The sequence below is a fragment of the Hymenobacter arcticus genome, assembly GCF_054779975.1.
In genome coordinates, this window is sequence record NZ_BAAGXF010000008.1 from 110,100 (window position 1) to 135,020 (window position 24,921).

The 24,921-nt window shown below is 63.4% G+C and carries 26 protein-coding genes; 16 read left to right on the forward strand and 10 right to left on the reverse strand.

The window, feature by feature from the left end; all coding sequences use genetic code 11:
* Positions 1–137: 137 nt before the first annotated feature.
* Positions 138–989 (reverse strand): 3'-5' exonuclease family protein, encoded by an 852-nt coding sequence (locus ACYVGC_RS14720; protein ID WP_460584600.1) that lies wholly within the window; start codon positions 987–989, stop codon positions 138–140.
* A gap of 54 nt (positions 990–1,043) precedes the next feature.
* Here ACYVGC_RS14720 and ACYVGC_RS14725 point away from each other — a divergent pair, with 54 nt between their 5' ends.
* The 6 genes from ACYVGC_RS14725 to ACYVGC_RS14750 all read left to right on the forward strand — a co-directional run bounded on the left by ACYVGC_RS14725 (position 1,044) and on the right by ACYVGC_RS14750 (position 6,968).
* Positions 1,044–2,372: a helix-turn-helix domain-containing protein gene (locus ACYVGC_RS14725; RefSeq protein WP_460584601.1), complete on the forward strand. Its 1,329-nt coding sequence runs from the start codon at positions 1,044–1,046 to the stop codon at positions 2,370–2,372.
* Between the two features lie 92 nt (positions 2,373–2,464).
* Complete coding sequence (locus tag ACYVGC_RS14730; RefSeq protein ID WP_460584602.1) at positions 2,465–2,833, forward strand: hypothetical protein; 369 nt, start codon at positions 2,465–2,467, stop codon at positions 2,831–2,833.
* A gap of 157 nt (positions 2,834–2,990) precedes the next feature.
* Positions 2,991–5,519 carry a TonB-dependent receptor gene (locus ACYVGC_RS14735; protein ID WP_460584603.1) on the forward strand — a complete coding sequence of 843 codons (2,529 nt, stop codon included), beginning with the start codon at positions 2,991–2,993 and terminating at the stop codon, positions 5,517–5,519.
* A 173-nt stretch (positions 5,520–5,692) separates the two neighbouring features.
* On the forward strand, positions 5,693–5,872 hold the full coding sequence (locus ACYVGC_RS14740; protein WP_460584604.1) for a hypothetical protein: 180 nt from the start codon (positions 5,693–5,695) through the stop codon (positions 5,870–5,872).
* A gap of 275 nt (positions 5,873–6,147) precedes the next feature.
* The gene (locus ACYVGC_RS14745) at positions 6,148–6,471 is read left to right on the forward strand and encodes a hypothetical protein (RefSeq protein ID WP_460584605.1); all 324 of its coding nucleotides are present in this window, start codon (positions 6,148–6,150) and stop codon (positions 6,469–6,471) included.
* Positions 6,472–6,566: 95 nt separating this feature from the next.
* Positions 6,567–6,968, forward strand: a complete 402-nt coding sequence (locus tag ACYVGC_RS14750) for a hypothetical protein (RefSeq protein ID WP_460584606.1) — start codon at positions 6,567–6,569, stop codon at positions 6,966–6,968.
* An 83-nt stretch (positions 6,969–7,051) separates the two neighbouring features.
* On the opposite strand, the gene ACYVGC_RS14755 is transcribed toward ACYVGC_RS14750, so the two are convergent.
* The 5 genes from ACYVGC_RS14755 to ACYVGC_RS14775 form a co-directional block, all read right to left on the reverse strand.
* Complete coding sequence (locus ACYVGC_RS14755) at positions 7,052–7,393, reverse strand: hypothetical protein (RefSeq protein ID WP_460584607.1); 342 nt, start codon at positions 7,391–7,393, stop codon at positions 7,052–7,054.
* 34 nt (positions 7,394–7,427) lie between these two features.
* Positions 7,428–8,429: a UV DNA damage repair endonuclease UvsE gene (gene uvsE, locus ACYVGC_RS14760; protein ID WP_460584608.1), complete on the reverse strand. Its 1,002-nt coding sequence runs from the start codon at positions 8,427–8,429 to the stop codon at positions 7,428–7,430.
* A gap of 100 nt (positions 8,430–8,529) precedes the next feature.
* The gene (locus ACYVGC_RS14765) at positions 8,530–9,174 is read right to left on the reverse strand and encodes a carboxypeptidase-like regulatory domain-containing protein (protein WP_460584609.1); all 645 of its coding nucleotides are present in this window, start codon (positions 9,172–9,174) and stop codon (positions 8,530–8,532) included.
* A 170-nt stretch (positions 9,175–9,344) separates the two neighbouring features.
* The gene (locus tag ACYVGC_RS14770) at positions 9,345–9,989 is read right to left on the reverse strand and encodes a hypothetical protein (protein ID WP_460584610.1); all 645 of its coding nucleotides are present in this window, start codon (positions 9,987–9,989) and stop codon (positions 9,345–9,347) included.
* Positions 9,990–10,104: 115 nt separating this feature from the next.
* Positions 10,105–11,352: a metallophosphoesterase gene (locus ACYVGC_RS14775; protein WP_460584611.1), complete on the reverse strand. Its 1,248-nt coding sequence runs from the start codon at positions 11,350–11,352 to the stop codon at positions 10,105–10,107.
* A 114-nt stretch (positions 11,353–11,466) separates the two neighbouring features.
* Here ACYVGC_RS14775 and radC point away from each other — a divergent pair, with 114 nt between their 5' ends.
* The gene (gene radC / locus ACYVGC_RS14780) at positions 11,467–12,222 is read left to right on the forward strand and encodes a JAB domain-containing protein (protein ID WP_460584612.1); all 756 of its coding nucleotides are present in this window, start codon (positions 11,467–11,469) and stop codon (positions 12,220–12,222) included.
* Between the two features lie 127 nt (positions 12,223–12,349).
* The gene (locus ACYVGC_RS14785) at positions 12,350–12,976 is read left to right on the forward strand and encodes a DUF1684 domain-containing protein (RefSeq protein WP_460584613.1); all 627 of its coding nucleotides are present in this window, start codon (positions 12,350–12,352) and stop codon (positions 12,974–12,976) included.
* A gap of 39 nt (positions 12,977–13,015) precedes the next feature.
* Here ACYVGC_RS14785 and ACYVGC_RS14790 read toward each other — a convergent pair whose 3' ends face one another.
* On the reverse strand, positions 13,016–15,184 hold the full coding sequence (locus ACYVGC_RS14790) for a prolyl oligopeptidase family serine peptidase (protein ID WP_460584614.1): 2,169 nt from the start codon (positions 15,182–15,184) through the stop codon (positions 13,016–13,018).
* A gap of 78 nt (positions 15,185–15,262) precedes the next feature.
* Complete coding sequence (locus ACYVGC_RS14795; protein WP_460584615.1) at positions 15,263–15,742, reverse strand: nuclear transport factor 2 family protein; 480 nt, start codon at positions 15,740–15,742, stop codon at positions 15,263–15,265.
* Between the two features lie 174 nt (positions 15,743–15,916).
* Here ACYVGC_RS14795 and ACYVGC_RS14800 point away from each other — a divergent pair, with 174 nt between their 5' ends.
* A complete protein-coding gene (locus ACYVGC_RS14800; protein ID WP_460584616.1) occupies positions 15,917–17,965 on the forward strand; it encodes a HelD family protein in 2,049 nt (682 codons plus the stop codon).
* 53 nt (positions 17,966–18,018) lie between these two features.
* Positions 18,019–19,605, forward strand: coding sequence for a TPM domain-containing protein (locus ACYVGC_RS14805; protein WP_460584617.1), 1,587 nt, complete (start codon positions 18,019–18,021; stop codon positions 19,603–19,605).
* 22 nt (positions 19,606–19,627) lie between these two features.
* Here the strand turns inward: ACYVGC_RS14805 and ACYVGC_RS14810 are convergent, their stop codons facing one another.
* Both ACYVGC_RS14810 and ACYVGC_RS14815 read right to left on the reverse strand, forming a co-directional pair.
* Positions 19,628–19,906: a hypothetical protein gene (locus ACYVGC_RS14810; protein WP_460584618.1), complete on the reverse strand. Its 279-nt coding sequence runs from the start codon at positions 19,904–19,906 to the stop codon at positions 19,628–19,630.
* 178 nt (positions 19,907–20,084) lie between these two features.
* The gene (locus ACYVGC_RS14815; RefSeq protein ID WP_460584619.1) at positions 20,085–20,768 is read right to left on the reverse strand and encodes a DUF6882 domain-containing protein; all 684 of its coding nucleotides are present in this window, start codon (positions 20,766–20,768) and stop codon (positions 20,085–20,087) included.
* Between the two features lie 165 nt (positions 20,769–20,933).
* Here ACYVGC_RS14815 and ACYVGC_RS14820 point away from each other — a divergent pair, with 165 nt between their 5' ends.
* From ACYVGC_RS14820 to ACYVGC_RS14845, 6 genes are all read left to right on the forward strand, one after another.
* Complete coding sequence (locus tag ACYVGC_RS14820) at positions 20,934–21,719, forward strand: hypothetical protein (RefSeq protein WP_460584620.1); 786 nt, start codon at positions 20,934–20,936, stop codon at positions 21,717–21,719.
* A 6-nt stretch (positions 21,720–21,725) separates the two neighbouring features.
* Positions 21,726–22,256 carry a hypothetical protein gene (locus tag ACYVGC_RS14825; protein WP_460584621.1) on the forward strand — a complete coding sequence of 177 codons (531 nt, stop codon included), beginning with the start codon at positions 21,726–21,728 and terminating at the stop codon, positions 22,254–22,256.
* Between the two features lie 42 nt (positions 22,257–22,298).
* Entirely contained in the window at positions 22,299–22,826 is a 528-nt protein-coding gene (locus ACYVGC_RS14830; protein WP_460584622.1) for an SMI1/KNR4 family protein, read from the forward strand.
* 4 nt (positions 22,827–22,830) lie between these two features.
* Complete coding sequence (locus ACYVGC_RS14835; RefSeq protein ID WP_460584623.1) at positions 22,831–23,439, forward strand: hypothetical protein; 609 nt, start codon at positions 22,831–22,833, stop codon at positions 23,437–23,439.
* 39 nt (positions 23,440–23,478) lie between these two features.
* Entirely contained in the window at positions 23,479–24,018 is a 540-nt protein-coding gene (locus ACYVGC_RS14840) for a DUF4303 domain-containing protein (protein WP_460584624.1), read from the forward strand.
* 93 nt (positions 24,019–24,111) lie between these two features.
* The gene (locus ACYVGC_RS14845; protein WP_460584625.1) at positions 24,112–24,915 is read left to right on the forward strand and encodes a hypothetical protein; all 804 of its coding nucleotides are present in this window, start codon (positions 24,112–24,114) and stop codon (positions 24,913–24,915) included.
* Positions 24,916–24,921 lie beyond the last annotated feature (6 nt).

Here is a 24,921-nt window from a genome sequence, read left to right on the forward strand (position 1 = left end):
GAGTGGTTTCACGAAGATACGAACGGAACGGTAGGATGGTAGTAATCGGGTATTTTTTTGAATTTAAGCTGGGTGCTGTGCACAAAAAAAGGCCACCCCAAGGCAGCCTTCATTAAATACAAAACAATAAGTAGCTATTAACCAGGTGATACCGGGCTGGGGCTAGCCTGCCAGGGCATTTGGGTAAGCTGCACTTCGGGCCACAGCTCTTTGAGCCCCGCGTAGTGCAAATACACGCGGGCCGTGGCGATAACATCCTTCTCGCAGTAGGTGACGATGCGCGGCAAGTTTTTCTCAACCCAGTACGTGTGGCCCACCTGCGAGCCGTCGATATCGTCCTTTGGCGACGGGATGCCGAACAAGCCGGCCAGCAGCGGCAGCGAAATGTGGCCCTTGTTGTCGCCAAATTTCCAGAGGTCCATCGTGTCGAGCAGGTGGGGCAGGTCCCAGGGCTTGTGGCCGGCCACGTCGAGCATGGGCGGAATGGCCTGCCCGCAAATGAGCATGCGCCGGCCCAGGTACCCGTAGTCGAACTCGCGCCCGTTGTGGGCGCACAAAAAGCTGCCATCGGGACTGGCCGTGTCGAGCTTGGCGTAGCGGGCGGGGCCGTAGGGTGCGTAGCGCTGTAAAAACTGCCCGAAGCTGCGCAGCACTTCGCACTCGTCGTCGTCGGCAAACGACTTGGTGCGGAACTCCAGCGTCTCGTCCTTCAGCGGCCGGAAGTAGCCCACCGAAATGCACACTACCTTGCCAAACTCGGCGTAGAGGCCGCCGTTGCGGAACAGCTCGGCGTGCGTCTGGCCCTCGGCCAGCTCCTTAGCGTGGCGCTTCTCGCAGAAGGTTTGCCACAGCGGCTGGTGGGTGGCGGGCAGCTCGGCGTGGGTGGCGTGGCCGGGCACGGTTTCGATATCGACGAAGAAAATGCGGGTGAGGTCAACGTGGCGCAGGATGTGCATGGGAGCCAGAAAAAGCGGGGCGGGGTAGCCCAAAGCTAAGCGAATATAGTGGGAAAGCCTAGGGAGCTGCGGCGTACTTTTGCCCCTATGCTGTTTCAGTTTGGCCCCCGTAGCGCATTGCTGTTGCCGTTTGTGGTGCCGGGGGCGGTGGCCACGCTGTGGCTGCTGGGCCGGGCCCTGCGGCGCGGCAGTACCCCCGATGCCCTACTGGCCCTGCTGCTGCTGCTGCCCACCTGCATTGTGAGCCAGTGGATGCTGGGCTACGCCGGCTGGTTCGATAGCCACGACGGCTACTCTACCATCATGTTCTACGTGCCCTGGCAGCTGAGCCTGCTTATGGGGCCCGGCTACTACCTCTACTTTCGCAGCCTCACCAACCAGGAGTTTCGGCTGGTACCCCGCGCGTGGCGGCACTTGCTGCCGGGGCTGGCCCAGGTGGGCCTGTTTGCCGCCGTTGCCCTGCTCGACCTGGGCTGGCGGCGGGGGCTGCACCACGAAGTGCTGCCCGATTTTTTTGGTACTAAAGGAGCAGCGGCTACCTGGCGCGACAACCTGTTTGAGCCCCTCAACTGGCTGGGCGTGGCCCTGCTGGTGGGCTACAGCCTGCGCATGCTGGCCGACTACCGCCGCTACGCCCGCTACCTCGACGACAACTTTTCCGACCCCGAGCGCTTTCGCTTTGCCGGGCTGCGGCAGCTGCTGGGCCTGCAGGCGCTGGTACTGCTGCTGGGCCTGGGCGGCTCGGTGCTCAACTACCTCTTCGACCTGAGCTACGACGCGGCTTGGTACCTTTTTGCCCTGCGCGGGGTGCTCATCTATGGGCTCATTGTGGTGGGTATTCAGGCCAACTACGCGGCGGCCACCAGCCCGCTGCGCTTCACCCCCGATGCCCTGCCCGATGAGGCCGGCGCAGAGCTGGCCCCACCGGCCACAGCCGTGGGAGGCCCAGCAGCGGCCGGTGTACCCCCCGTAGTAACGGCGAGCAGCCCGCCGGCCGCTGCCGCCGCCGAGCCAGCGGAAACTCCCGCCGCCACTGCTCCGTCGGCGCCGCCCACCTCGCCCGCGCTGCCACCCGAATTGCATGCCTGGCGCGAAAAGCTGCTGGCCCTCATGGCCGCCGAGCAGCCCTGGCTGGAGCCCGAGCTCACGCTCACCGAGCTGGCCCAGCGCCTGCGCACCAACCCCGGCCTGCTCTCCAAAGTCATCAACGCGGGCTGCGGGCAGAACTTCAACGACTTTGTGAACACCTACCGGGTGCAGGAAGCGCGCCGCAAGCTGGCCGATGCGCGCTTTGCCCACTACTCGCTGGTGGGCGTGGCCCTGGAAAGCGGATTCAACTCTAAATCAACGTTTAACCGCGTGTTTAAGAAGCTGCTGGACCAGGCTCCCAGTGAGGTGATGCGTCCCAAATCATAAGTTGGGGCGGGGCAAGGCATAGTCTGAAGCGCGGGGTCTGGTGGGGCGGGGGACCTTTGGACCAGTCATTCACCCGCTACCCCCTCTTGGCCATGCGTACCCTGTTTCTTTCCCTGCTAGTAGTCGGTGCCGCGCTGTGCGCGGCCTGCGGCGGTATCACTTCCCAAACAGTTACTGAGGCCGGCAAGCAGTTTGTGCTGGGCGGGCAGCAGCGCGGCGCCTTCCGGTTGGCGGCCCACAATGTGGGGCCCGTGCCGGTGAGCGTGGCCGAGCGCCTGGCCGGCGGTGCGGTGCAGGAGCGGGGCCGCCTCGAACCTGGCCAGCGCCTCACGCTGGCGCTGGGGGCCGGCTCGGCGGCGTTGGTGCGCAACCTGGGCGAGCGCCCGGCAGTGCTGGATGTGCGGCTTACCGGCGACGTTTCCTTCGGCATGGGCATGGAGTATGAGGGGCTGCGCAAGTAGTCGGCCCCAGTAACAAAAAAATAACATATCCCCTCGGTAACGAAAGGGCCCCAGTGCCGATAGTCGGGGCCGTTCTGGCACCGCGCCGCGCGGGGCAAGCAACCAAACAGCCCTTTCGGGCATCTCTGGCAGCATACACGTGCGGTCAACTTTATTTATGAAAACAACTACTCAATTACTGCTTTCCTTACTGGTGCTGGTATTCGCTACCCGGCCCGCCGTGGCCCAAACACCAACTGCTCCAGCCTCGGCCGCCACCGGCGCGCTCACCGGCACGGTGCTCGACTCGCTGAGCCGCCAGCCGGTGGCCTACGCCACGGTGGTGCTGCTGCCGGCCACCGGCGACAAAGCCATCACCGGCGTGGCCGCCGACGACGCGGGCAAGTTTAGCCTCACCAAGCTGGCGGCCGGCACCTTCCGGCTGCGGGCCAGCTACGTGGGCTACGGCACCCGCACCCGCACCGTCACGGTGGGTATGGGCCCCACGGCGGTGGGCAATTTTCAGCTGCCCACCGCCGCCCAGGCGCTGGGCGAGGCCGTTATCATCGGCAGCAAGCCGGTGGTGGAAGTGCGCGCCGACCGCCTCGTGTATAATGCCGACCAGGACGTGAGTAACGCCGGCGGCACCGCCCAGGACGTGCTGCGCAAGGCCCCGCTGCTGGCCGTGGATGGCGACGGCAACGTGAAAATGCGCGGCTCCAGCAACTTCAAGGTGTTGGTCAACAACAAGCCCTCGCCCACGCTGGCCCGCAACCTGGCCGAGGCCCTCAAAAGCATTCCGGCCGAGCAAATTCAGAGCGTGGAGGTAATTACCACGCCATCAGCTAAATACGATGGCGAAGGCACGGCCGGCATCATCAACATCGTGCTCAAGAAGGGCGTTGACCAGGGCCTGAACGGCCGCGTGGGGGCCAGTAGCGGCAACCGCAACAGCAACTTCAACTCGTCGCTGAACTTCAAGAAGGGCAAGGTGGGCTTCACCTCCTCGGCCAGCGCGGGGGCGTGGTACAACCCCGGCGATTTCACCCGCGACCGGCGGGACTCTTCGTTCGTGGGCACCAAGTTTGTAGGTATCAATATGCTAAACCAGCAAGGCAGCACCTATAACAAGGGCGGTTGGTACTATGGCACGGTGGGCCTCGACTACGACCCCGCCGAGCACCACACCTTTTCGCTGGCCGGCTCGGCGAACGGCTACAGCGGCAACACCACCCAGAACCTGCTCAACCGCTACACCTCGTATGACCCGGCGGCCAACCAGCTGTTTTTGCGCGACACCAAAAACGTGTTTAGCGGCCTCAACGTGGAGGCCACCGGCACCTACACCCGCACCTTCGCCACGGCCCGCAAGGAGTGGAGCACGCTGGCCCAGTACGCGCTCAACAACGGCACCTTCGGCTACGATTTCGACCAGTACAACAACTCCACTATCGCCCTCGAAACCAGCCAAGCCAGCTACCGCGAGCGCAGCCGCGGCCGCACCCCCGGCCACGAGGTCACATTTCAAACTGACTTCACCCAGCCCTTCGGCGATAAAAACGCCCTGGAAGTAGGCCTCAAGGCCATTTTCCGGCGCACGGGCTCCGTGGCCACCGTCGATGGCCTCACGCTAACCCAGAACACCGACTTCGTGCCGCTGGCCGGGCGCGCCACCGACTTCAGCTACTCGCAGGATGTGCAGTCGGCCTACGGCATCTACTCGCTGGGCGTGGGCAAGAAGTTCACCGCCAACCTGGGCACCCGTCTGGAGCGCACGGCCATCGGGGCCGAGTTTCGCACCACGCCCACGCCGTTTGAGCCGCGCAGCTACCTCACGCTGCTGCCCAACGGCAGCGCCCGCTACGCCTTCACCGACGCCAACAGCCTGCGCTTTGCCTACAGCCGCCGCATCACTCGGCCGTTTATCGACTACCTCAACCCCTTCGTGGACCGCTCCGATGCCAAGAATATCACCTTCGGCAACCCCAACCTCGACCCCGAGCTAACCGACTCGTACGAGCTGAGTTACAGCACGGCTATCAAAACCACCACCATCAATGCCGCCGCCTCGGTGCGCCACACCGGCAACGCCATCGAGCAAATCCGCTTCAGCACCACCAACCCCAGCGTGCCGCTGCCCGCCGGCGTGCCCAGCGACCCCAGCATCACGGCCCAAACCTTCGCCAACGTGGCGGCCAACACCTTTTACCAGTTCAATGTGTACCTCTCGGCCAAGCCGCTGGCCAAAATGGACCTTAGCGCCGGCCCCGACGTGCAGTACATCGTGCGCCGCAGCCCGTTCCTGGGTATCGAGCGCCGCGGCTTCACGGCGGGCATCAACCTCAACGTCTCCTATAAATTTGACAAGGGCCTCACGGTGCAGGGCTTCGCGTTTGGCTCGCTGCCCTCACCCGAAATTCAGGGCACCGGCTCGGCCAACCTCTATTACCAAATGGGCGTGAAGAAAACCTTTATGAAGGAAAAGGCTGACCTGAGCCTCAACATCGCCAGCCCCTTCAACGCCTACTGGCCCTACCGCTCCACTACCACCACGGCGGCCTTCGACGAGCGCACCGAAAACCGCTCCTACCAGCGCGGGTTCCGCCTCAACTTCAGCTACCGCTTTGGCCAGAGCGGCCAGGCCAAGCAGCGCAAGAGCATCAACAACGACGACACCAAGGGCGGGGCCAGCAAGCAGGGCGGCTAGCACCCGGCTATAGCTATAATAAGCAGATAATCAAGCGCATACTGCTAAAAAAGGCCAGCTTTACCCCCGGGAAGCTGGCCTTTTTGCGGGGTGTGCCAATAGCTAGTCGAATTTTTTGGCCGGGCCGGCTGTCTGATTAACAGGTAGATACCAGTAGTTTACTCTTGTTCTTCATGAAATTATTCGCAAAGATTGTGGCGCTTTTCAGCACGCCCCCCGCGCCCCCGGTGGTGCCGGCGCTCTATTCGGACGCCGAGTTTCTGGAAGCCGTGATGCAGCAGGCCCGCCAGAAAACCAGTGCCGAGCAGGCCGCCCGCGCTGTCAGCAGCCCCGGCCCAAAGACAGCGGCTTGACTTGAATATTATATCAATAAAATGCTGCCAGCCGGGGCCAGTCGTTGCCTGGCTGCGTAGCTACCAGGAGGTGATAATGGAAAATTTTAAGAAAATATGATTTCCAGCCTATTAGTTGGTAAGTCGCTAATAATTAGTGAGTGAGTACTGAATAAGGTCGCGATTAGGAGTTGCCCGGCGTTGAATAGTCTGATAATCAGGCAACAATAAGGGGCGGTACCTGCGTACAAGGCCTAGCTAACCAGCTAAATTATTCTAATTTCTTCCCCCTGACCATGAAAGCCACCTCCATCATCTTCGCCGCTGCCTTCGCCCTTTGCGCTACTGCTGCTTCGGCCCAGACTACCCCCACCACCACGCCTTCGACCACGGGTACCGGCACCATGAGCACCCCAGCTACGGGTACTATGGGCACCCCGGCTACGGGTACCATGAACAATGGCACGATGAACAACGGTACCATGAACAGCGGTACCGGTACCATGACCCCCGGCACGATGAGCGACAAAGGCACCATGCGCAGCGACCGCCGCATGAACAAAGGCTCGAAAATGAAGTCGAAGTCGGCCGACGGCACCATGAACAAAACCACGATGTAGTAGCCTTTTGGCCACCATTATCGTAAGGCTTAAAGCTGGCTGTTCCCTGGGAGCGGCCAGCTTTTTTCTTGTTATTACTAACTTATAGCTCCGCCATGAAAACTTTATTTTTACTCGTAGCCAGCGCGTTAGTAACCACTGCGCTACACGCCCAAACGGTGCCTTTTGATGCGACCGCACCCATGCGCGGCGGCAGCCAAAACCAAACCTCCGTGCCGCCCCTCAACCCGGCGCTCAACCAAAGCACCATCCAGGGGCCGTCGCAGGTGCAGCGCACCACCAGCAGCTATGATGCGCTGCCGAGCCGCATGTCCGACGGCCGCGTGCCGGTGGCCGCCACGCCCGAGCAGTCGCCCACGGCCGTGCCCGACGTGCGCGAGCAAGGCCTCATTCCGCAACAGAGCCGGCGGCAGTCGAGCGATGTGGTGCCCACGCGGGGTTCTAGCTCCAGCAATATCAATCAGCGCCGCTTGCAGCCTCAAAGTGCAGGTAACTAACTGTGCAAAAAATAGTTGACGAAAAAGGACGACCTTGCTAATAGAGCAGGTCGTCCTTTTTCATTTAGCGCCAGAGGCAGTACTTACTTGGCGGCGTGGGCCAGCAGCTCATTGCCGTGGCGGCGCAAGGTATCGGCCAGCTTTAGCAGGTCGTCCTTGATTTCGGCGGGGGCGTGGTGGCTGGCCTGGCTGGTTTGGTCGCCCAGCATGGTAAGCGAGTTGCCGATGGCCGTGGCGCTGAGGCTGCCGCTGCTGAGCAGCGATTGCAGGTTGCCCATTTCGCGGGCAATGTCCTGCAGCTCGGGCTGGCCGCTTTGCAAGAACTGCTGCTGCCAGGTTTCCGTGTTATCCATTGCCGAGCCGAGGGGCAAGCTAGTCAGGCCGTTTTGCAACCCCGAGAGGGTCGCGTGCAGGTGGTCATTCATCAGGAAAAAGGGAAAGGGAGAATACTAAAGAATACTAAGTAGCCGAGGGAGCTTTAGGTTTGGCAGCGCGCTTTTTGGGCGGCGCGGGTGCGCTGGCCGGGCGGGGTGCTGGCACCGGAGGCACATAGCCGGCTGGCATGGGCGGCAGCAAGCCCCGGCCGCGTAGCAGCTGAGCGGCGCGCACAGCGCTGGCTTCCTTATCCTTGATTTCGAGCATCATATCCACGTCCAGCCCGTCGAGGTCGGCCAGGAAGCTTTCGAATAGCTCGGGTACTAGGGTGTCGGTGTGCTTGCCCTTGCGCTCATCGGGGGCCTGCGAGCTGTAGTCCATCATTGGCACGCCGTCGCGAGTGGGGTGCCAGGTGGCGGCGGCCAGGCGCAGACCCTCCCGCATGGGCTCGCCGTGGTGGAGGCACTCGTGGTGAAAGTTGTCGAACAGGATGGGCACGCCCGTTACATCGTGCAGGCTCAGGCACTCGCGCAGGCTGTAGAGGCGGTCGTCGTTCTCCACCACCAAGCGCACCTTCACCGCCTCGGGCACCAGGGTATGGAAGGTTTCGGTCCAGCGGGCCAGGGCCGCGCCCTTATCGCCGTAGGCCCCGCCGGCGTGAATTTGCAGCTTGGCCGTGGCGTCCAGCCCCATCAAGTCCAGCATTGCGCCCTGGTACACCAACTCGGCCACGCTGCGGCGCACAATGGCCGGGTCGGGCGAGTTCAACACTACAAACTGGTCGGGGTGAAACGAGATGCGCATGCCGTGCTGCTTCACGTACTCGCCAATAGCCCGAAACTCGCTGGCAAAGCGCTCGCGCCACGGAAACGTATTGACCTCGTGCGAGCCAAACGGTACAATATCCGAGCCCATGCGGAAAAACAGCAGCCCGTGCGCCACATTCCACTCCAGTATCTGCTGAAGGCAGGCCAGGTTGGCGGCCACCGTCTCTTCCAGGCGCTCGGGGGTATACGAGGCCAGTCGAAACGTGCGGGCGGCGCTGCACGGCAGCTTTTCATTCACGCAGGGATATCCAATTTTCATCCCTTAGGCTTACGCCGGAAGGCAGTTATCAGTTATCAATTACCAGTCATCAATTACCATATGCCCAATTTTAGTCGGCTTGATAACTGATAATTGAAGCTCACTCGTAGCCGCGGTTATCGCGGAAAGCTTTATTGTACTCGGCGCGTTTTTGCCGGGCTTTTTCGGCGGCATCGCGGGCTTCCAGCTCCTGCACTTTGCGGCGCTCCTTGCCCTGGCGCGAAAACTGGTCGTAGAGCCAGTCCACGTTCGAGCCGCTGATGGTGGGGGCCTCAGCCTTTGGCGCGGTGGAGTCCACGGCGAAGAGTGGCTTGGGCTTGGGGCCTTTCTTGGGGATTTTAGTCACCGGCTGCACGGGGCGCTTCATGTTGCGCAGCGCCCGGTTGATGGCCGCGCGGTCAGGGCGGTCGGCCGTTACGCGCACCTCGCCCAGCTGCACCGAATCCCGGTCGAGCTTCACCTGCACCACCAGCTGCGAGAGTGTGGTGCCGCCCAGCACCACCCGGTGCGGCTTGTAGCCCACGGCCCTGAACAGCAGCGTATCGGTGGACAAGGCAACGATGAAAAAGTCGCCCTCGGCGCCCGCCGCCACGCCGCGGCGCGTGCGCTGCACCAGCACCGTAGCCCCCGGAATTACCTGCTTGCTCACCGTAGCCGAAACTGTGCCGCTCACCCGCACCGTGGGCGAGGGGCTGCCGGCCTGCGCCCACGCCCGCGTGGTTGACAGGGCAAATAAGAATAACAAGCTGAAAAACAGCAGAATATGCTTAGAAAACAAAGGGGCTACCGGCAAAAACACAACTCATTTAACGCAACTTCCCTACAAAGCTGCCACCAAATGAGGCAAAAAAAACCCGCGCCGTTGCAGACGCGGGTTTTTCGCAGACTAACGGGTGGCTTTCGCCGCCCAAAGCCCTACATTTTGGCCTTGTTGCCGTTGGCATCCTTCACCTTCACGGTGCCGTCGTCTTTTACTTTGATTTTGGTGCCGTCGGTCAGTTTGGTTTTGCCTTTCTCCACCATAGCGCCGCTGCCCATGGTGTTGTCCGAAGTAGTGGTAGTGGTCGTAGTCGTGCTGGTGCTGCTCATCGCAGCCGAGCTATCGGCCGCAGGCATCGCGCTCGACGAAGCCGACTGGTCGGCCGTGTCCATGTTGTTAGCTTCATCGTAGTTCGAGCGCGACGACTCGTAGGCGCTATACTGCGCCGGGTCGGTCAGGATGCTTTTGAAGTCAGCATCGGCGTGCGTGTTAAACAGGCGCATATCGGCAGCCATACCAGTGGTATCGGTTTTGTACTTTTCGCGTAGCATGCCATAGTGCGTAGAGCGGTTGTAGTAGGCGGCGCGCAGCTTCGCTTTTGTAGCCTCATCCGCTATTTTCATATCGGAGATAAATTTATTGGCTATGCGTTGTGACCGGGTGCGGTACGCAGCCGTATCGGCAGTAGCCGTGGCAGGGGTGGCCACGGTAGTGGTTGTGGTGTCATTGGTTTTTTCCTGCGAGCAGGAAGTCAGCGAGATAGTCGTAGCGCTGGCCAGCAGCAACAGAGCGTTTTTCATGAGAAAGGGGAGTTGGGGGAAAGAAAATGGCGTTTGGTGGGGCTCAAACGAAATTGCCTGAGTGAGGTTGCCACGGTTACGCCATTGCTACCAAGCAGTTACTAACCATCCGGCGCTAGGCGCGGCGTAGCTCGATGAGCGTTATCTCGGGCAAAAAGCCCACCCGGCCGGGGAAGCCGAGGTAGCCCAGACCCACGTTCACGTATAGCTTTTGGCGGCCCTGCTCATACAGGCCGGCCCACTGCGGGTAGGAGTACTGCACGGGGCTCCACTTGAGGCCCGGCAGGTTCACGCCAAACTGCATGCCGTGGGTGTGACCGCTGAGCGTAAGGTCAACGTCTTTGTAATCAAGCACCTGCGCCTCCCAGTGCGAGGGGTCGTGCGAGAGCAGCAGCTTGAACGCGGCCTGGCCGCTGGCCGCGTGGGCCTGGGCCAGCTTGCCGTGCTTGGGGAAGTTGGGGTGGCTGCTCCAGTTTTGCACGCCCAGCACGGCCAACTCGTCGGGGCCGCGCCGGATGGTGTGGCTCTCATCGAGCAGCAGCCGCCAGCCGATTTTGGCGTGGTTGCGCGCCAGGCGCTGCAGGTTTTCGCGCTTGGCTGCGGGGCTTTCCCACTGCACGTAGTCGCCGTAGTCGTGGTTGCCGAGGATGGAAAAAATCGGCAGCTCCGACGTGATGCCCGCCAGCGCCTCGATATGCGGCTCCACTTCATGCGCGCGGTCGTTCACGAGGTCGCCGGTCATCACGATGAGGTCGGCTTTTTGGGCGTTAATCATGGCCACGGCGCGCCGCATGGGCTCGGTATTGCCATTGAACGAGCCCGTGTGCAAGTCGGAGATTTGCAGGATTTTAAACCCATCGAACGACGCCGGCAGGTTGGGGTAGCGCAGCACCACGCGGCGCACCTGGTAGTCGGTTTTGCCCTTCACCATGCCCCAAACAAGCGCTAGCAGCGGCACCGCGCCCAGCCCCAGCGCCAGCCGGCTGATAAACTGGCTGCGCGTGAGTGGCGCGGCTCCCGGCCCGGCCGCCGTGTCGCTGCCAAAGCCCCGCGCCGCCCAGCGTGCCAGTCGGGTCAGGTCTTCGAAGAGCATGGGGAAAACGACGATGATTTTGGCGGCCAGCAGCACCAGCGGCACGCCCAGCAAGTAGCTTTTGAGCTCCACTGCGCCGTTGTGGCGGGTAGAGGCTGCCCAAAAACACAGCGCCCACAGCCCCAGCGTGAGCGCCCAGTAGCTGAGCGCAAAGCCCCGCCGGGCGGCCAGCGTAGTAAGGTTGAGGGCCGTGCGCACGGCCACGAAGCCGTAGGCCTCAGCCGCGATTATTAGCAGGAATATTGCCCAGAAAACGAGTCGGTTTTGCATACGAAAAGCCAAACGGCCGGCCCCCGGTTTAGGTTTGGCGAAGCGCGGCGGCCGGGCGGGCTGACGGGCAGCCGGCAGTTTTATTTTACATTGCCGCTATAATTCAGCTTCCCAATGCTTTCCGCTGCCCCGCTTACCCCTGACGACGACGACGACCTGCCCGCCGCCGCGCCCTACACCCCGCCCGCCAGCTTCGGCATCAAAAGCTGGGCCGAGGAAGACCGCCCCCGCGAAAAAATGATGCAGAAGGGCCGCGCCGCCCTCTCCGACGCCGAGCTGATTGCCATCTTGCTGGGCTCGGGCACCACCAAGCTCACGGCCGTAGACGTGGGCATGCTGATGCTGCAAGCCGTTGACAATGACCTTAATGAGCTGGCGCGGCTCAGCATCAAGCAGTTGTGCCGCCACCCCGGCGTGGGGCCGGCCAAGGCCATTACGGTGGTGGCGGCCCTGGAGCTGGGCCGCCGCCGCAAGGAGCAGGGCGCGGGCCGGCGCACTACCATCGCCAGCTCGCGTGACATCTACCAGCTGGTGCGGCCGGCCCTGCAAGACCTGCCCCACGAGGAGTTTTGGGTGATTTTGCTGAACCGCGCCAACGTGGTGATGCGCCAAGAAAAAATCAGCAGCGGCGGTGTGGCCGGCACCGTAGCCGACCCCAAGCTCATTTTCAAGCACGCCCTCGAAAACCTGGCCAGCAGCATTATTCTGGTGCACAACCACCCCAGCGGCAACCGCCAGCCCAGCGGCGCCGACATTTCCCTCACCAAAAAGCTCAAGGAAGCCGGCAATTTTCTCGACCTGCCCATCCTCGACCATCTCATTTATACCGACAACGGCTACTACAGCTTCGCCGACGAAGGCATGCTGTAATAAACAGTAGCGCGAAGCTCTGCTTCGCGTGCGAGCGCAGCGAGCAGCTTGCGTATGCGCCAGTCGGCGCGGTCCCGCCTGCTCGCTGCGCTCGCGCACGAAGCAGAGCTTCGCGCTACATTTCACTATGCGTAAAATTCTTCTGCCCTTGGGCTTGCTAGCCGTGCTGGCCCTTCTTTTCTACAGTTGGTCGGATACTCAACCCACCGCCAGCACGCCCGACCCGGCCTACCTGGCCCAGGTGCGCCAGGCGCGGCAGCAGAAAGACGCCGCCTTTCGCACGGCCGATACGTCGCCCATTCCGGCGGGGCAGCGGGCGGCGTTTGCGGGGCTGCGCTACTACGCGCCCGATGCCGCTTTCCGCGTGGTAGCGCGCCTGGCGCGGGCGGCCGTGCTGGCCCCGCTGCCGCTGCCGCTCACCCGCGGCTCGGCCGATGCCTACGTGCGCTGGGGCACCGCAGAGTTTGAGCTGGGCGGCCAGCCGCAAAAGCTGGTGCTGTTGCAAAAGCAGGGCAGTACCAATGAGCTGTTTCTGCCCTTTACCGATGCCACCAACGGCCAGCAGACCTACGCAGGCGGCCGCTACCTCGACCTGCCGCTGCCCGCGCCCGCGGCCACCGAAATCACCCTCGATTTTAATGCGGCCTACAGTCCCTTCTGCGCTTATAATCATGAGTATAGCTGCCCCAAGCCGCCCGCAGATAATCGCCTCACGGTGGCCGTGCGGGCCGGCGAGCAGCTGGCGCAGCCCTGATGTGGGACGGCCCCGCCCCACATCAGGGCTGCGCCAGCGCTATTTCGCGGCGATGGGCTGGGGCTGAAAACCGGGGTGGCCGGCTTGCCATAGGGCAAAGGCGTACATGTTGGCGAAGTTGCGGAAGGACACTTGCTTGTCTTCGGTGAAGTGGCCGTTGTCGTAGTTGACTTGCAGTAGCACGGGCTTGCCCGAGGTGCTGGCGGCTTGCAGCGCGGCGGCAAACTTGCCCGGCTGCCACACAATCACGCGCGGGTCGTTCATGCCACCCACGCAGAGCACGGCCGGGTATTTCACGCCCGCCTGCACGTGCTGGAAGGCGTCCATTTCATACAAGCCCGCGCACTGCGCCGAGTCCTTGACGGTGCCAAACTCGGGGGCGTTCACGGGGCCGTTGGGCGAGTTTTCCATGCGCAGGGCGTTGGAGCAGCTCACGTTGCTGATGGCCGCCGCAAACAGGTCGGGCCGCTCGGTGATGGCCCGCCCAATGAGCACGCCGCCCGCGCTGGTGCCCTCGCCAATGAGGTGGGCCGGGCTGGTGTAGCCGTTTTTCACGAGGTAGTCGCCGCAGGCAATAAAGTCTTTCCAGGTGTTGGGCTTGGTTTTCTGGTAGCCGGCGCGGTACCACTTCTGGCCTTTTTCGGAGCCGCCGCGCGGGTGCGTCACGGCCAGTACGACCCCTTGGTTGAGCAAAGCCAGGTACCGGGTGCTGAAGCCCGGCGCGGCCGAAATGCCGTAGGCCCCGTAGCCGGTCATGAAGCACACGGCCTGCCCGTCCTTCTTCAAGCCCTTGCGATAGATGAGGGAGAGCGGCACGCGCACGCCGTCGTGGCTGGGGGCTTCCAGCTCTTCCACCACCAAGTCGGCCACGCCGGGGTAGTTCACGGGTACTTCGAAGGCGCTGGCGACCAGCTGCTTAATTTCAGGCTGGTAGTCGTAGAGGGCCACCGGCTGCTTCCACGACGTGATGTAAATCAGCGCCTCGTTGCTGTGGGCGGCATCGTAGGGCTCGACGCCGGCCGTGCCCGTGCCCGGCAGCGGCACGTCGGCCCACTGGCCCCGGCGTGGGTCGTACTGCCGCACGTGGTCGTTGATGCCGTCGTTGAGCGTCACAAATAGGTAGTCCTTCGTGCTAACCAGGCGGGTAATGTTGAGCTGGCTTTCGGGCAGCAGCACAGTGGCGGTGGCCAGGTTGGGGTGGGCGGCATCGGTTACCAAGATGCGGCCCTGCGGCGCGCCCTTCACGCTGTGCAGATACAGCTTGCTGCCCAGCTTGAGGTAGCTATACACGCTGTCGGTGGGGGCGGCCAGCTGCTGCCACCGGATGGTGGGTTGCCGCAAGTCGGCCGGGGCCGCTACCCACGCGTTGCGCCGGTTATCCACCGAGCTCAAGTCGGCGTAGAGCTGGGTGTTATCATCCGAAAAATAGAGTATCGGGTACTGGTCGGGCCGGATGCCGAGCGCCGGGTACTTAACCCGCGACAGCAGCACTGGGTCGGCCTGGGGGCTGGTACCGAGGCGGTGCAGCCGCGCCCGGGTGTCGAGGTTGCCCTTGGGGTCTTTGGGGTCGGCCGAGTTTTGGGGCGTGTAGAGGAAGCCACTGTTGTCGGGCAGCCAGGCAATGTCACCCCCGAATACCGCCGGAATGCTCTCGGGCAGCCAGGTTTTGGTGGCCACCGTGAGGGTGCGCAGCGTGGACAGCTCCGCGCCGCCCTGCTGCAAGGCAACCACCACCCGCTGGCCATCGGCGCTGGGCGAAAAGGCCGTCATGGCGTAGGCTTTGGTCGGGTCGTAGGCCACGGGGTCAAAGAGCAGCTTTTCGGGGCCGGCCTTGCCCTCCCGCACGTAGAGCTTGCCCACTTTTTCGGTGGGCAGCGTTTTGCGGTAGAAGTAGCGGCCGCCGCGCTTTTTCACCTCGCCGTAGCGCACGGTGCGCAGCTGGTCGTAGTCCTGAAAGGTTTTGATGAGCTGGTCGCGGCCCGGCAGGCGCGCCACCGTGGCGGCCGCGTAGTCGCCCTGCGCTTTCAGCCAGGCCTGCGTTTCGGGGCTTTTAGTGTCTTCCAGCCAGCGGTAGTTGTCCACCACGGCGCGGCCAAAATAGGTGTCTGTAACGGGCCGCACCGGTGTGGCCGGCAGGCTTTGCGCCAGCGTTTGGAGCGCGGCGGCCGGCCCCGCCAGGGCCAGCAGTGTCAACCAGGTAGTTTTCATAGGTAGGGTGAGTAGGTGGGGTAAGATGTTAAATAACAGCATTTTATGCATTAACATGCTGTTATTCAGGTAGTTGCATTACGCGGGCAGCATCTTCGACTGCACCACGGCCATCTGCCACTTGCCATCGCGCAGCACCCAGGCTATCATCATCTGGATGGTGTTGCTGAAGGCCTTGCCTTTGTCCTCGCCGCTGAAGTTGCTGGTCGATACCGTCACGGCGGCGTTGCCGTAGCGGTTCACCTTCACGGGGCCCACCAGCTTCACGGCCGTGGGGCCCCATTTGTCGAGGTAGGCCAGCTCCTCGGTGCGGTTGCCGCTGCTGTTGCTGGGGTTGTAGTGCACATATTCGGGGGCCATGAACTTGCCCAGGGCCGCCATGTCGTGCTTTTCAATGGCCGCGCCCAGCTGCTCGACGAGGCCGGTAAACAGCTGGTCGTCGGCGGTGGGGGCGCTGGTGGCTACCGCGGCCGGGCGCTTGGCAATGGTGGCCAGCTGCGCGGCCGCGGGGGTGGTGAGCAGCGCCACGGCACTGAGCGTAAGCAGAAAGGTTTTCATGCAATAGGGAAGAAGAAGTGAGCGAAATATGGCTCAAAAGTATCGGCATGGGGTGCCGGCGGATAGTATAAATGCGACATTGTCGGGGGTGCGCTTTAGCTCGCTCTGCGGGGTGCACCGCGCAGGCCGGCATTTGCCCGCACCTTTGCGGCCCACTATCATTTATCCCTCCGGATGAGCGCCACCGAACAAGCCGAACGAGCCTACTTAGCAGAAATACAGGAAAAGCTGACCCTGGCCATCCGGCGCGGCGACGACGCCGTGAAGCGGTTTTCCAGCGAGTTGCGCGAGAAAAAAGAGTACATCCACGAGCACCAGTCGGGCATGGACGACGCCGACATGGTGGCCGCCGACCAGTCCATCAACCGCATGGCCTTCACGGGCGAGGCCGCCGTGGCCCGCAAGCGCCGGCTGCTCAAGCTGGGGCAGTCGCCCTACTTCGGGCGCATCGACTTTGCCGCGCCGGGCCAGGCCGCCGCGCCGGTGTACATCGGCGTGTATTCGTTTTTTGACGAGCAGCAGCGCCAAAACCTGATTTACGACTGGCGGGCGCCCATCTCGTCGCTGTTCTACGACTACGAGCTGGGCGAGGCCACCTACGCCACGCCCTCGGGGCCGGTGGCGGGCACCATCGCCCTCAAGCGGCAGTACCGCATTCGCGACGGCCAGCTGGAGTTCGTGCTCGAAAACGACGTCAACATCCACGACGACGTGCTGCAGCGCGAGCTGGCCAAGGCGTCGGACGATAAGATGCGCAACATCGTGGCCACCATTCAGCGCGACCAGAACGCGGTGATTCGCAACGAAACTGCGTCGGTGATGGTGATTCAGGGCGTGGCGGGCTCGGGCAAAACGTCGATTGCGCTGCACCGCATCGCGTTTTTGCTGTACCGCTACCGCGACACCATTATGGCCCGCGACGTGCTCATCATCTCGCCCAACAAGGTGTTTGCCGACTACATTTCCAACGTGCTGCCCGAGCTGGGGGAGGAGCACATTCCGGAGCTGGGCATGGAGGAGCTGGCCGCCGATTTGCTGGGTTTCCAGCACCCGTTCCAAACCTTTTTTGAGCAGGTGGCCGCGCTACTCGAAACCCCCGACCCCGCGTTTGTCGAGCGCATCCAGTTCAAGTCGTCGGCCGAGTTTTTGCGGCAGCTCAACCAGTACCTGCTGCACGTGGAAAATAACTACTTCACGGGCAATGAGTTGCGTCTGGGGCGGCTGGTAGTGCCGCTGCCCTTCATCCAGGGCCGGTTTAAGGCCTACCACCGGGTGCCGCTGCTGAAGCGCGCCCCGCTGGTGGCCCAGGACGTGCGCACCTACGTGCGCGACGCCACCCAGCGCAAGCTCACCGGCGCGGAAAAATCCATCATCGGCGAAGCCATTCCGCGCATGTTCAAGTTCTCGCAGGTGCTGGATTTTTACCGCGATTTTTACCGCTGGCTGGGCCGGCCCGAGCTGCTGCGCTACGACCCCCAGCAGCGCACCCTGGAATATGCCGACGTGTTTGCCCTCATTTACCTACGCCTGCGCCTGGAGGGCCTCAGCGCCTACGAGCACGTGAAGCACCTGGTGGTGGACGAGATGCAGGACTACACCCCCGTGCACTACGCCGTGCTGGCCCGCTTGTTTTCGTGCCGCAAAACGATTTTGGGCGATGTAAATCAGACGGTTAACCCCTACAGCGCATCGTCGGCTGAAACCGTCGAGCGCGTTTTTCCGCAGGCCGAAATCGTGCAGCTGCACCGCAGCTACCGCTCCACGGTCGAAATCACGGCCTTCGCGCAGCGCATCACCCCCAACCCCGACCTGCTGCCCCTCGAAAGGCACGGCCGCCCGCCCCTGGTGGCGCGCTACGAGAGCCCGGCCGCGGAGCGGCAAGCCATTGAGCAGCTGGTTATTGCCTTCCGGAGTAGCGGGCAGCACGCGCTGGGCATCATCTGCAAAACCCAGCGGCAGGCCGCGGCGCTGCACCAGGCGCTGCAAGTGCCCGGCGTGCAACTGCTCACGGCCGAGTCCACGGTGTTCAAGGAAGGCGTGCTTATCACCACGGCCTACCTGGCCAAGGGCCTCGAATTTGATGAAGTCGTGGTGCCCTTTGCCAATGCCGAAACCTATAAAACGGTGGTGGATAAGGGGTTGCTTTACGTGGCGTGCACCCGGGCCATGCACCAGCTCACGCTCACGCACGTGGGGGCGCTCACCCCATTCCTGGCGGCTTGAGGCGCGGCATAATTACTTGATTTTCAATAATATAGTACACTTACTTGTTGGTTATGCGTCGTCTGCTGCTGTGTTGCTGCGTGTTATGTCTGGGCTTACTCACTGGCTGCCAGCCCGATAAGGGAGTGCCGCCGCGCATCACGGCCGACAACTACCTCACTACCATCCCCGACCCCAAAACGCTGGGCGAAGCCTACGTCAGCGACCCCGACCACGTGCTGGCCCCCGGCACCGCGCCCGCTCTCAACGCCCGCCTCGACAGCCTTGACCGCAGCGGCCGGGCGCACATCGACGTGGTACTGGTGCGCAGTATCGGCGAGGCTGTGCCCAAAACGGCCGCCACGGCGCTGTTCAACAAGTGGAAAATCGGCAGCAAGGCCACCAACAACGGCTTGCTGATGCTGCTGGTGCTCGACCAGCGCCGGGTGGAGTTTGAAACCGGCTACGGCCTGGAAGCCGACCTGCCCGACATCATCTGCTACCGCATTCAGCAGCGCTACATGGTGGAGCCCGCCCGCGCCGGCAACTACGACGAGGCGGTGCAGCGGGGTGTGGCGGCCCTCATCGGGCGGTTGCGGCCTGCTGCACCGCTCCCAAAATCGGAGCTGCGCACGGCGGCCGACTCCACCCAATTCTACCTTGACAGCCTGAAACGGGCGGTAATGGCGCAAAGCGGGCTGCTCGACGACGAGGACCCCCTGAACACCGCCCAGCCCGGCGAAGACCTGGCCGACTACTATTACGCGCCGCCCGCGCCGGGGCCGCCGATAGGCACGTTAGTGGCGGCCGGGCTGGCACTGCTGGTGTACCTGCGGCTGTGGTACTGCACCACCCGCGGCCTGCGCGGGCGCGGCTGGCTGGTGCTGCTGCCCCTGGGGCTGCTGGCGACCCTGCTGGGGCTGGGGCTGCAAGGCAGTCTGACCACGGGGGCGTTTCTGGCCCTGGCCTACGGGCTGCCGTGGCTATATCTGCACGGCTATTTTGGGTGGCAGTATGGGCGGGCGCGGCACCCTGTGGTGCCGGCCGGCCGGCCCGCCGCCTACCAGCAGCTGCAAGCGGCGCACCAGGGGCTGGCCTTCACGGCCTGGCTGTTTCCGGTGGCGCTGGCGCTGTACTGGCCTTGGTACCGGCGGCACGTGGCGGCGCTGCGCGAGGCACCCTTTGCCTGCCCCGAGTGTGGCCAGCCCATGAAAAAGCTGCGCGGGGCCGCCGAAAAAAAACAGCTGCCTCCTGGCCAGCAGGCCGAAGAAAAAGCTAAATCCATCGACTACGACGTGTGGCAGTGCGCCAGCGGCCACTCCCTCACGCTCGCCTACGCCGACCCCGGCACCAAGCTGCGCGAGTGCCCCGCCTGCCATTGCCACACCCTCGGGCTCGACGGGCTGCGGGTAGAAAAAGCCGCCACCACGGCCGCCGAGGGCTGGGGCTGGCGGGTAGAGAAGTGCCGCTTTTGCCAGCACGAGGAGAAAACCAGGGCGGTTATCCCGCAGCGGCCCCGCCCTGCCGCCAGTTCTTCGGGTAGCTCGTCGTCGTGGGGCAGTAGCTCGGGGAGTAGCAGTAGCTCGGGCAGCAGTGACTCGGGCAGCTCCAGCAGCAGCGGCGGCTCGTCGGGCGGGGGCGGGGCGGGCAGCAGCTGGTAGGGGCCGGGCGCAGGGCCGCGCCTTACCAGAATTTCCACCACGGGCGATTGGCCCTGGCCGTACGCTCGTCCTGGAGGCTTTTTAGCAGTAGCTCGTAAAAATCAGGGTCGATGTTTACCGGCTGCCCGTTGGCAGCGCGCTGCTGCACCTGCGCCAGGCCCTCGGGCGTGAGGTAATGGTCGGTGAGGGCCAGCGAGTGGGCCAGGTCGTCGTCGGTTTGGGGCTCGGTGCCGCACGCCGGGCAGGGCGTGAAAGCCCCTATTTTGAATTCGCCGCAGACGAAGCAGATGGCAATAGTCACCGAAGCTGTTTAGAGAAGTCTAAAAAAACATTATTGAACGTCATGCTGAACGCAGTGAAGCATCTCTACCGCTTCAGCCGAGCCGTTCAACGAAGCGGTAGAGATGCTTCACTGCGTTCAGCATGACGTGCTGACGACTTCCTAAACAGCTTCATAGTTAATTACCTGACAGACAAAGCTAACTATTGCTTTTGCCCTGTAGGTTAACTAGCCGGCCAAGGTCGTCGAAGGTAGCGGTGAGCGTACCGGAGTCCACGGCGGCGCTCACCGCATCGGCGGTTTCGGTGGTCGTATAGCCTTTTTGGGTGAGATAGTGGATGAAGGCCGGCCGGTGGCGCATCTCGAACATCTGGATAACCTGAGGAAATACAGTTGAAATGCGGGCGAAGTCATTTTTGGGCACTTGGTCAATATGCTCGCTCTTGACGGTTAGCACCAGCGTGCCCTGGCCGTAGTTGGCCAGGTAGTAGCCGCTGGCCCCCAACATGCCCGAGGCAATGGCCCCAATGGCGTGCAAGTCCTGCGTGGTCGCGTCAAACTCGCCTACGGTGAGCAGCTCGATGCCGTGTTGCTCGCCGTAGGCCCGGAGCTGCTCGGCCTGGGTCAGCAGCCGGGCGGGCCAATCGGATTGGGCGGCGACCCAGGCCCACCGCCACGTTTCGGAAACGTGCGAAAACGTGCCCAGCGCTTGCAGCGGAAATACCAGCCCGGGGCCGAAGGAGATGGTGCCGGCGTCCATGTCCGCATTCCAGGCATTATCACCGATAACCTCGTACAAGTCGGCTTGCCGGTCGTAGGCCAGGGCGGCGTAGCGTTCGAGCAGCGCTTGCTCGGGGCGGGCGGGGCTAGGGTCAGCAGTCATTTGGAAGAAAGGAAAGGTTGAAAATGGGAGTACTGCAATTCTGCGCAAGGCATTCAATAACTTGCCCCAGGCTTTACCCAGCAACGGCCGGTAAGGTTACCGGCCCGCCAACGCGGGCCGGCTGGCGAGCGTACCAGTCGAGGCTATCGGTTGTTCTTTGCGCTTATGCTCCTCGGTGTCTACTGGTACTACGGCTTTCCTGAAGGCCTCTACTCCTTCGATTTCTTCACCTTTCGGCCCGGCCTGGGTGGGCACGCCGACGGCCCGGCCGAGCTAACGGCCACCGTGCAGGCCCCCAACCCAGCGGCCCTGCTGGCCGAGGTGCGCGCCGTGGCCGCTCGCTACCCCGCCGGGTATATCTTTGGAAAAGTGCAAGGCCCGCTGCTGCAACTCGATTTGGGCGACTATGCCCTGACTGACTACACGTTGCACGTGGCCGGGGAGCTGGAAAATGTGCTGCGCCAGCAGCAGGCCACGCGCACCACCAAGCCAATTGCCGCCGGCCTGCCCCCGCTGCGCCTGGCCGAGCCCCACGACCCCACGCCGCTCTATAGCTACGGCAACGGCTCGCTGCAAGCCGTCAGCGCTGGGCCGGGCCGGTACCAGGCTGAGGTGGCGCTGCTGCGCCTCGACTGCCACCTGCCGCTGGCGCGCCAGGTTGATTTTCTGGCCGCGCTGGCGGCGCTGTGCGCGCAAGTTGGGCTTGATGTGCTGTATTATTTCGACCATAAAATGCCCTCCGGGGTGAACCTGATGGTGTTCTTTGGCAACGGCCGGCAGGGCGTGGGTGGCCAGCCCCTGCGCTACACCGACACGGCCGCCCTTAAAACGGCCGTACTTGCGTGCCTGGCGGCCCACGGTGGCCGGGCCGGCCATGCGGGGGCCGCCAGGCACTACCCTGAGCGCGGGCCCCACGTGGTGCGAATGGCCGATGCCGATTTTATCTTGTAAGAACCGATGCGCTTTTTCCCCGCCCTCACCGAAGACTTCACCTCGCCGCTGCCGCCCGCCGAGCTGCTGCGCCAGGTGCAGAACAGCGTGCAGCAAAAGCGCGAATTTTCGGGTAGTATAACGGGTAACCAGTTCACCATCAGCCGCGTGATTGATTACCGCAACTCGATGCTGCCCCGCATCAGGGGGGAGGTGGCGGCCCGACCCACGGGGGGCAGCTACCTGCGCCTGGCCCACAGCCTGCACCCGTTTACGCTGGCCTTTGGGGCCTTGTGGCTGGGCGGGGTGGGCAGCGTGGTGGCGGCGATGGGGCAGGGGCTGCTGCAAGGTTCTTTGCGGGCCAATGTGGGCAGCCTGGCTTGGCCCGACCTGATTCCGGTGGGTATGTTTGCAGTTGGGCTGCTCTTGTTCACGTTGCCGTTTTGGGCGGAGGTGCGGCAGTCGCGGCCGCGGCTGGTGGCCCTGCTGCACTTGCAGCCCAGGCCGCCGCAGCCGCCCACCGAGGCTCCGCCAACGCGGAGCCAGGGCCGTTCGTAAGCCCTGCCGTTCGCCCGCTCGCCACTTTTTCCTTTTCTCCGCATGGAACTACCCCCCGATTTCGACGCCCGGCACTTTTGGGCCGATAGCGCCTACGCCCTGAAAGCCTACACCGAGCCCCCGCCCAGCGCCGAGCTGATTGCCCGCGTGGAGGCCGACCTGGGCTACCGGCTGCCCGCCTTCTACGTGGCCCTGATGCGGGTGCGCAACGGTGGCGTGCCCGTCAACACCCGTTTTCCCACCACTGAGGCCACGAGTTGGGCCGATGACCACGTGGCCATCACGGCCATTTGCGGCATCGGCTACGAAAAAAGCATTTCGCTGTGCGGCGACCAGGGCAGCCAGTTTATGCTGGACGAGTGGGGCTACCCGGCTATTGGCGTGGTCGTGGCCGACTGCCCCTCGGCTGGGCACGACCTGGTGATGCTTGACTACCGCGCCTGCGGCCCCACCGGCGAGCCCGCCGTAGTGCACGTTGACCAGGAAAGCGACTACCGCATTACGCCGCTGGCCCCTAGTTTTGAGGCATTTGTGCGCGGCCTACTGCCGGATTCCGCCTTTGAAGAATAGCCGTATGACTTCTTTATCAATGATTTGCCGGGCCGGGCTGGTGCTGCTGGCTGCCAGCCTGGGGCGGCTGCCGGGGCTGGCCCAGCAGCCGACTGCGCCCGTGCCGAAGCTGCCCGCCGCCATTCGCCGCGCGCTACCCGCCGGCTACGCCGTGCTCGCCGCCGAACCAGGTGACCTCAACCGCGACGCGACCCCCGACTGGCTGGTTGTGCTCAACAAGCCCAACGAGCAGAAGACCTCCGACGTGGTAAACCACCCCACCAAGCGGCCGCTGCTGCTATTTGTGGGCGGCGCAGGCGGCACCTACAACCTGGCTGTCCGCACCGACAACGCCGTGTACTGCGTGGATTGCGGCGGTATCATGGGCGACCCCTTTATGGGCCTGGCCATCAAAAAGGGCTACTTCACGGTGGAGCACTACGGCGGCAGCGCCCAGCGCTGGACGCGTTACGTGACGTTCAGGTACGACCCGGCCGGCCGCACCTGGCTGCTGCACCGCGACGGCAGCGAGCACTTCCACGCCACCGACCCCGAGCACGGCACCACCACCGCTACCACCGCCAAAGACTTCGGCCGGGTGCCATTGGCGAAGTTTGACATCTACAAAGAATAGCCTCGGCCGCCGCCGGCCACTAGTTTTTTTACACCATTCATGGCTATTGATTTTCAAGACCTAAAAAGCCAGCTCACGCAGGCCACCCAAGCCGCTTTTACTGAGGTGCTGGCCCAGCACCGCATGGAGGGCATTTACAGCTTTGCGCTCTACAGCGACGAGGGGGCGATGACGGTGTGCCCCGCCACCAACACGCTGGCGCACCTGGCCGCCCAGCCATTGGAAGACCAGCTTTACGCGAAGTTTGAGCCGGCGGAGTGGCGTTATGAAAACGTGGGGGCTAGCGCGCAGTTCGACGACATCTGCCAGCAGTTGGGCACGCAGGCCCTGGACGAAATGCTGGCAGGCGAGGCCTTCGAGCAGTTTCGCCAGCAACTCTACACCACTTGCATCGACGTATTGGCCGACTTGCAGCAGCAGGGCTTTTTCAACCAGGCGGCGGGCCGGGAGGTGTTTCTGCTCTTTCACGTATCCGACAGCGACCCCTCGGCGGCGGAGTTGGCGCAGCTCGTCCGCCAACTCAACCCGAACGCTTACGGCGACGAGTACCTGGCTTGGCTGCGCACCTGGGAAGCATAGTTTTTTGATTGCTCCGCCTTCTCAAACCAAGCGCTTCACAGGCTAGGTTTACCACTCAAACGTACCCCATAAGTGGCTAATTTAGATGGATTTATGAAAAAATCATTCCGCCTGGCAGTACTGCTGCTGCTGGCCAGCACCGCCTGCCGCCCCGATGCGCCCGCCACCGAGCAAGCCACCCTGCCCGCGGCCCCGATGCCCGCCGCTAAGCCCAGTGCCGCCGCTGCCGCCAGCGCGGCCGCCGCCAGCCCGGCCGATACCCTGCACCTGCCCGGCGGGCGGGTGGCTCAGCTGCGCCCCAGTACCGCCGAGGCTTTTAATAAATTGTCTGTCAGCGGATTGCCAGATTTAGCGAATGACCCCAAGGCGGAGCGCCTGCCTGCTGCCCCGGGCCAGGTGCGCCGCCTTGGCCTCGATTTGTTCTTGCAGCCCGCGCAGGGCAGCGCCGCCAAGCTGTCGTCTACGCCCGAGGCCGAGTTTACCCTCGAAAATGGGAAGGGCGTGAAGTACATGTATTGGGGTAACCTGCCCGCCGCGCACCAGTGGGTGGTGCGGGCCTGGTACTGGGAGTCGGACGGCACGGTGCTGGTAGACCAGCGCACCGGCCGCCACCTGGAGCTAATGGGCGCGCCCGTGGCCTCGCCCGATGGCCGCTTTGTGCTGCTCACCAGCCCCGGCCTGGGCGGCGGCGACCAGGCCAACTTGCTGACACTGGTGGAGATAACGGCCGACGGCCCACACCTGCGCTGGCAGCGCGAGCCCACCGCCTGGGAGCCGGTTACGGCCCGCTGGGCTGCCCCCAGCCGCGTCATCATCGAGCGCCGCCACACCCTGCCCGATGGCAGCATGGCCGATGATGCGTGCGTCACCCACGACGAGCTGGATGTATCTCGCTAAGTAGCA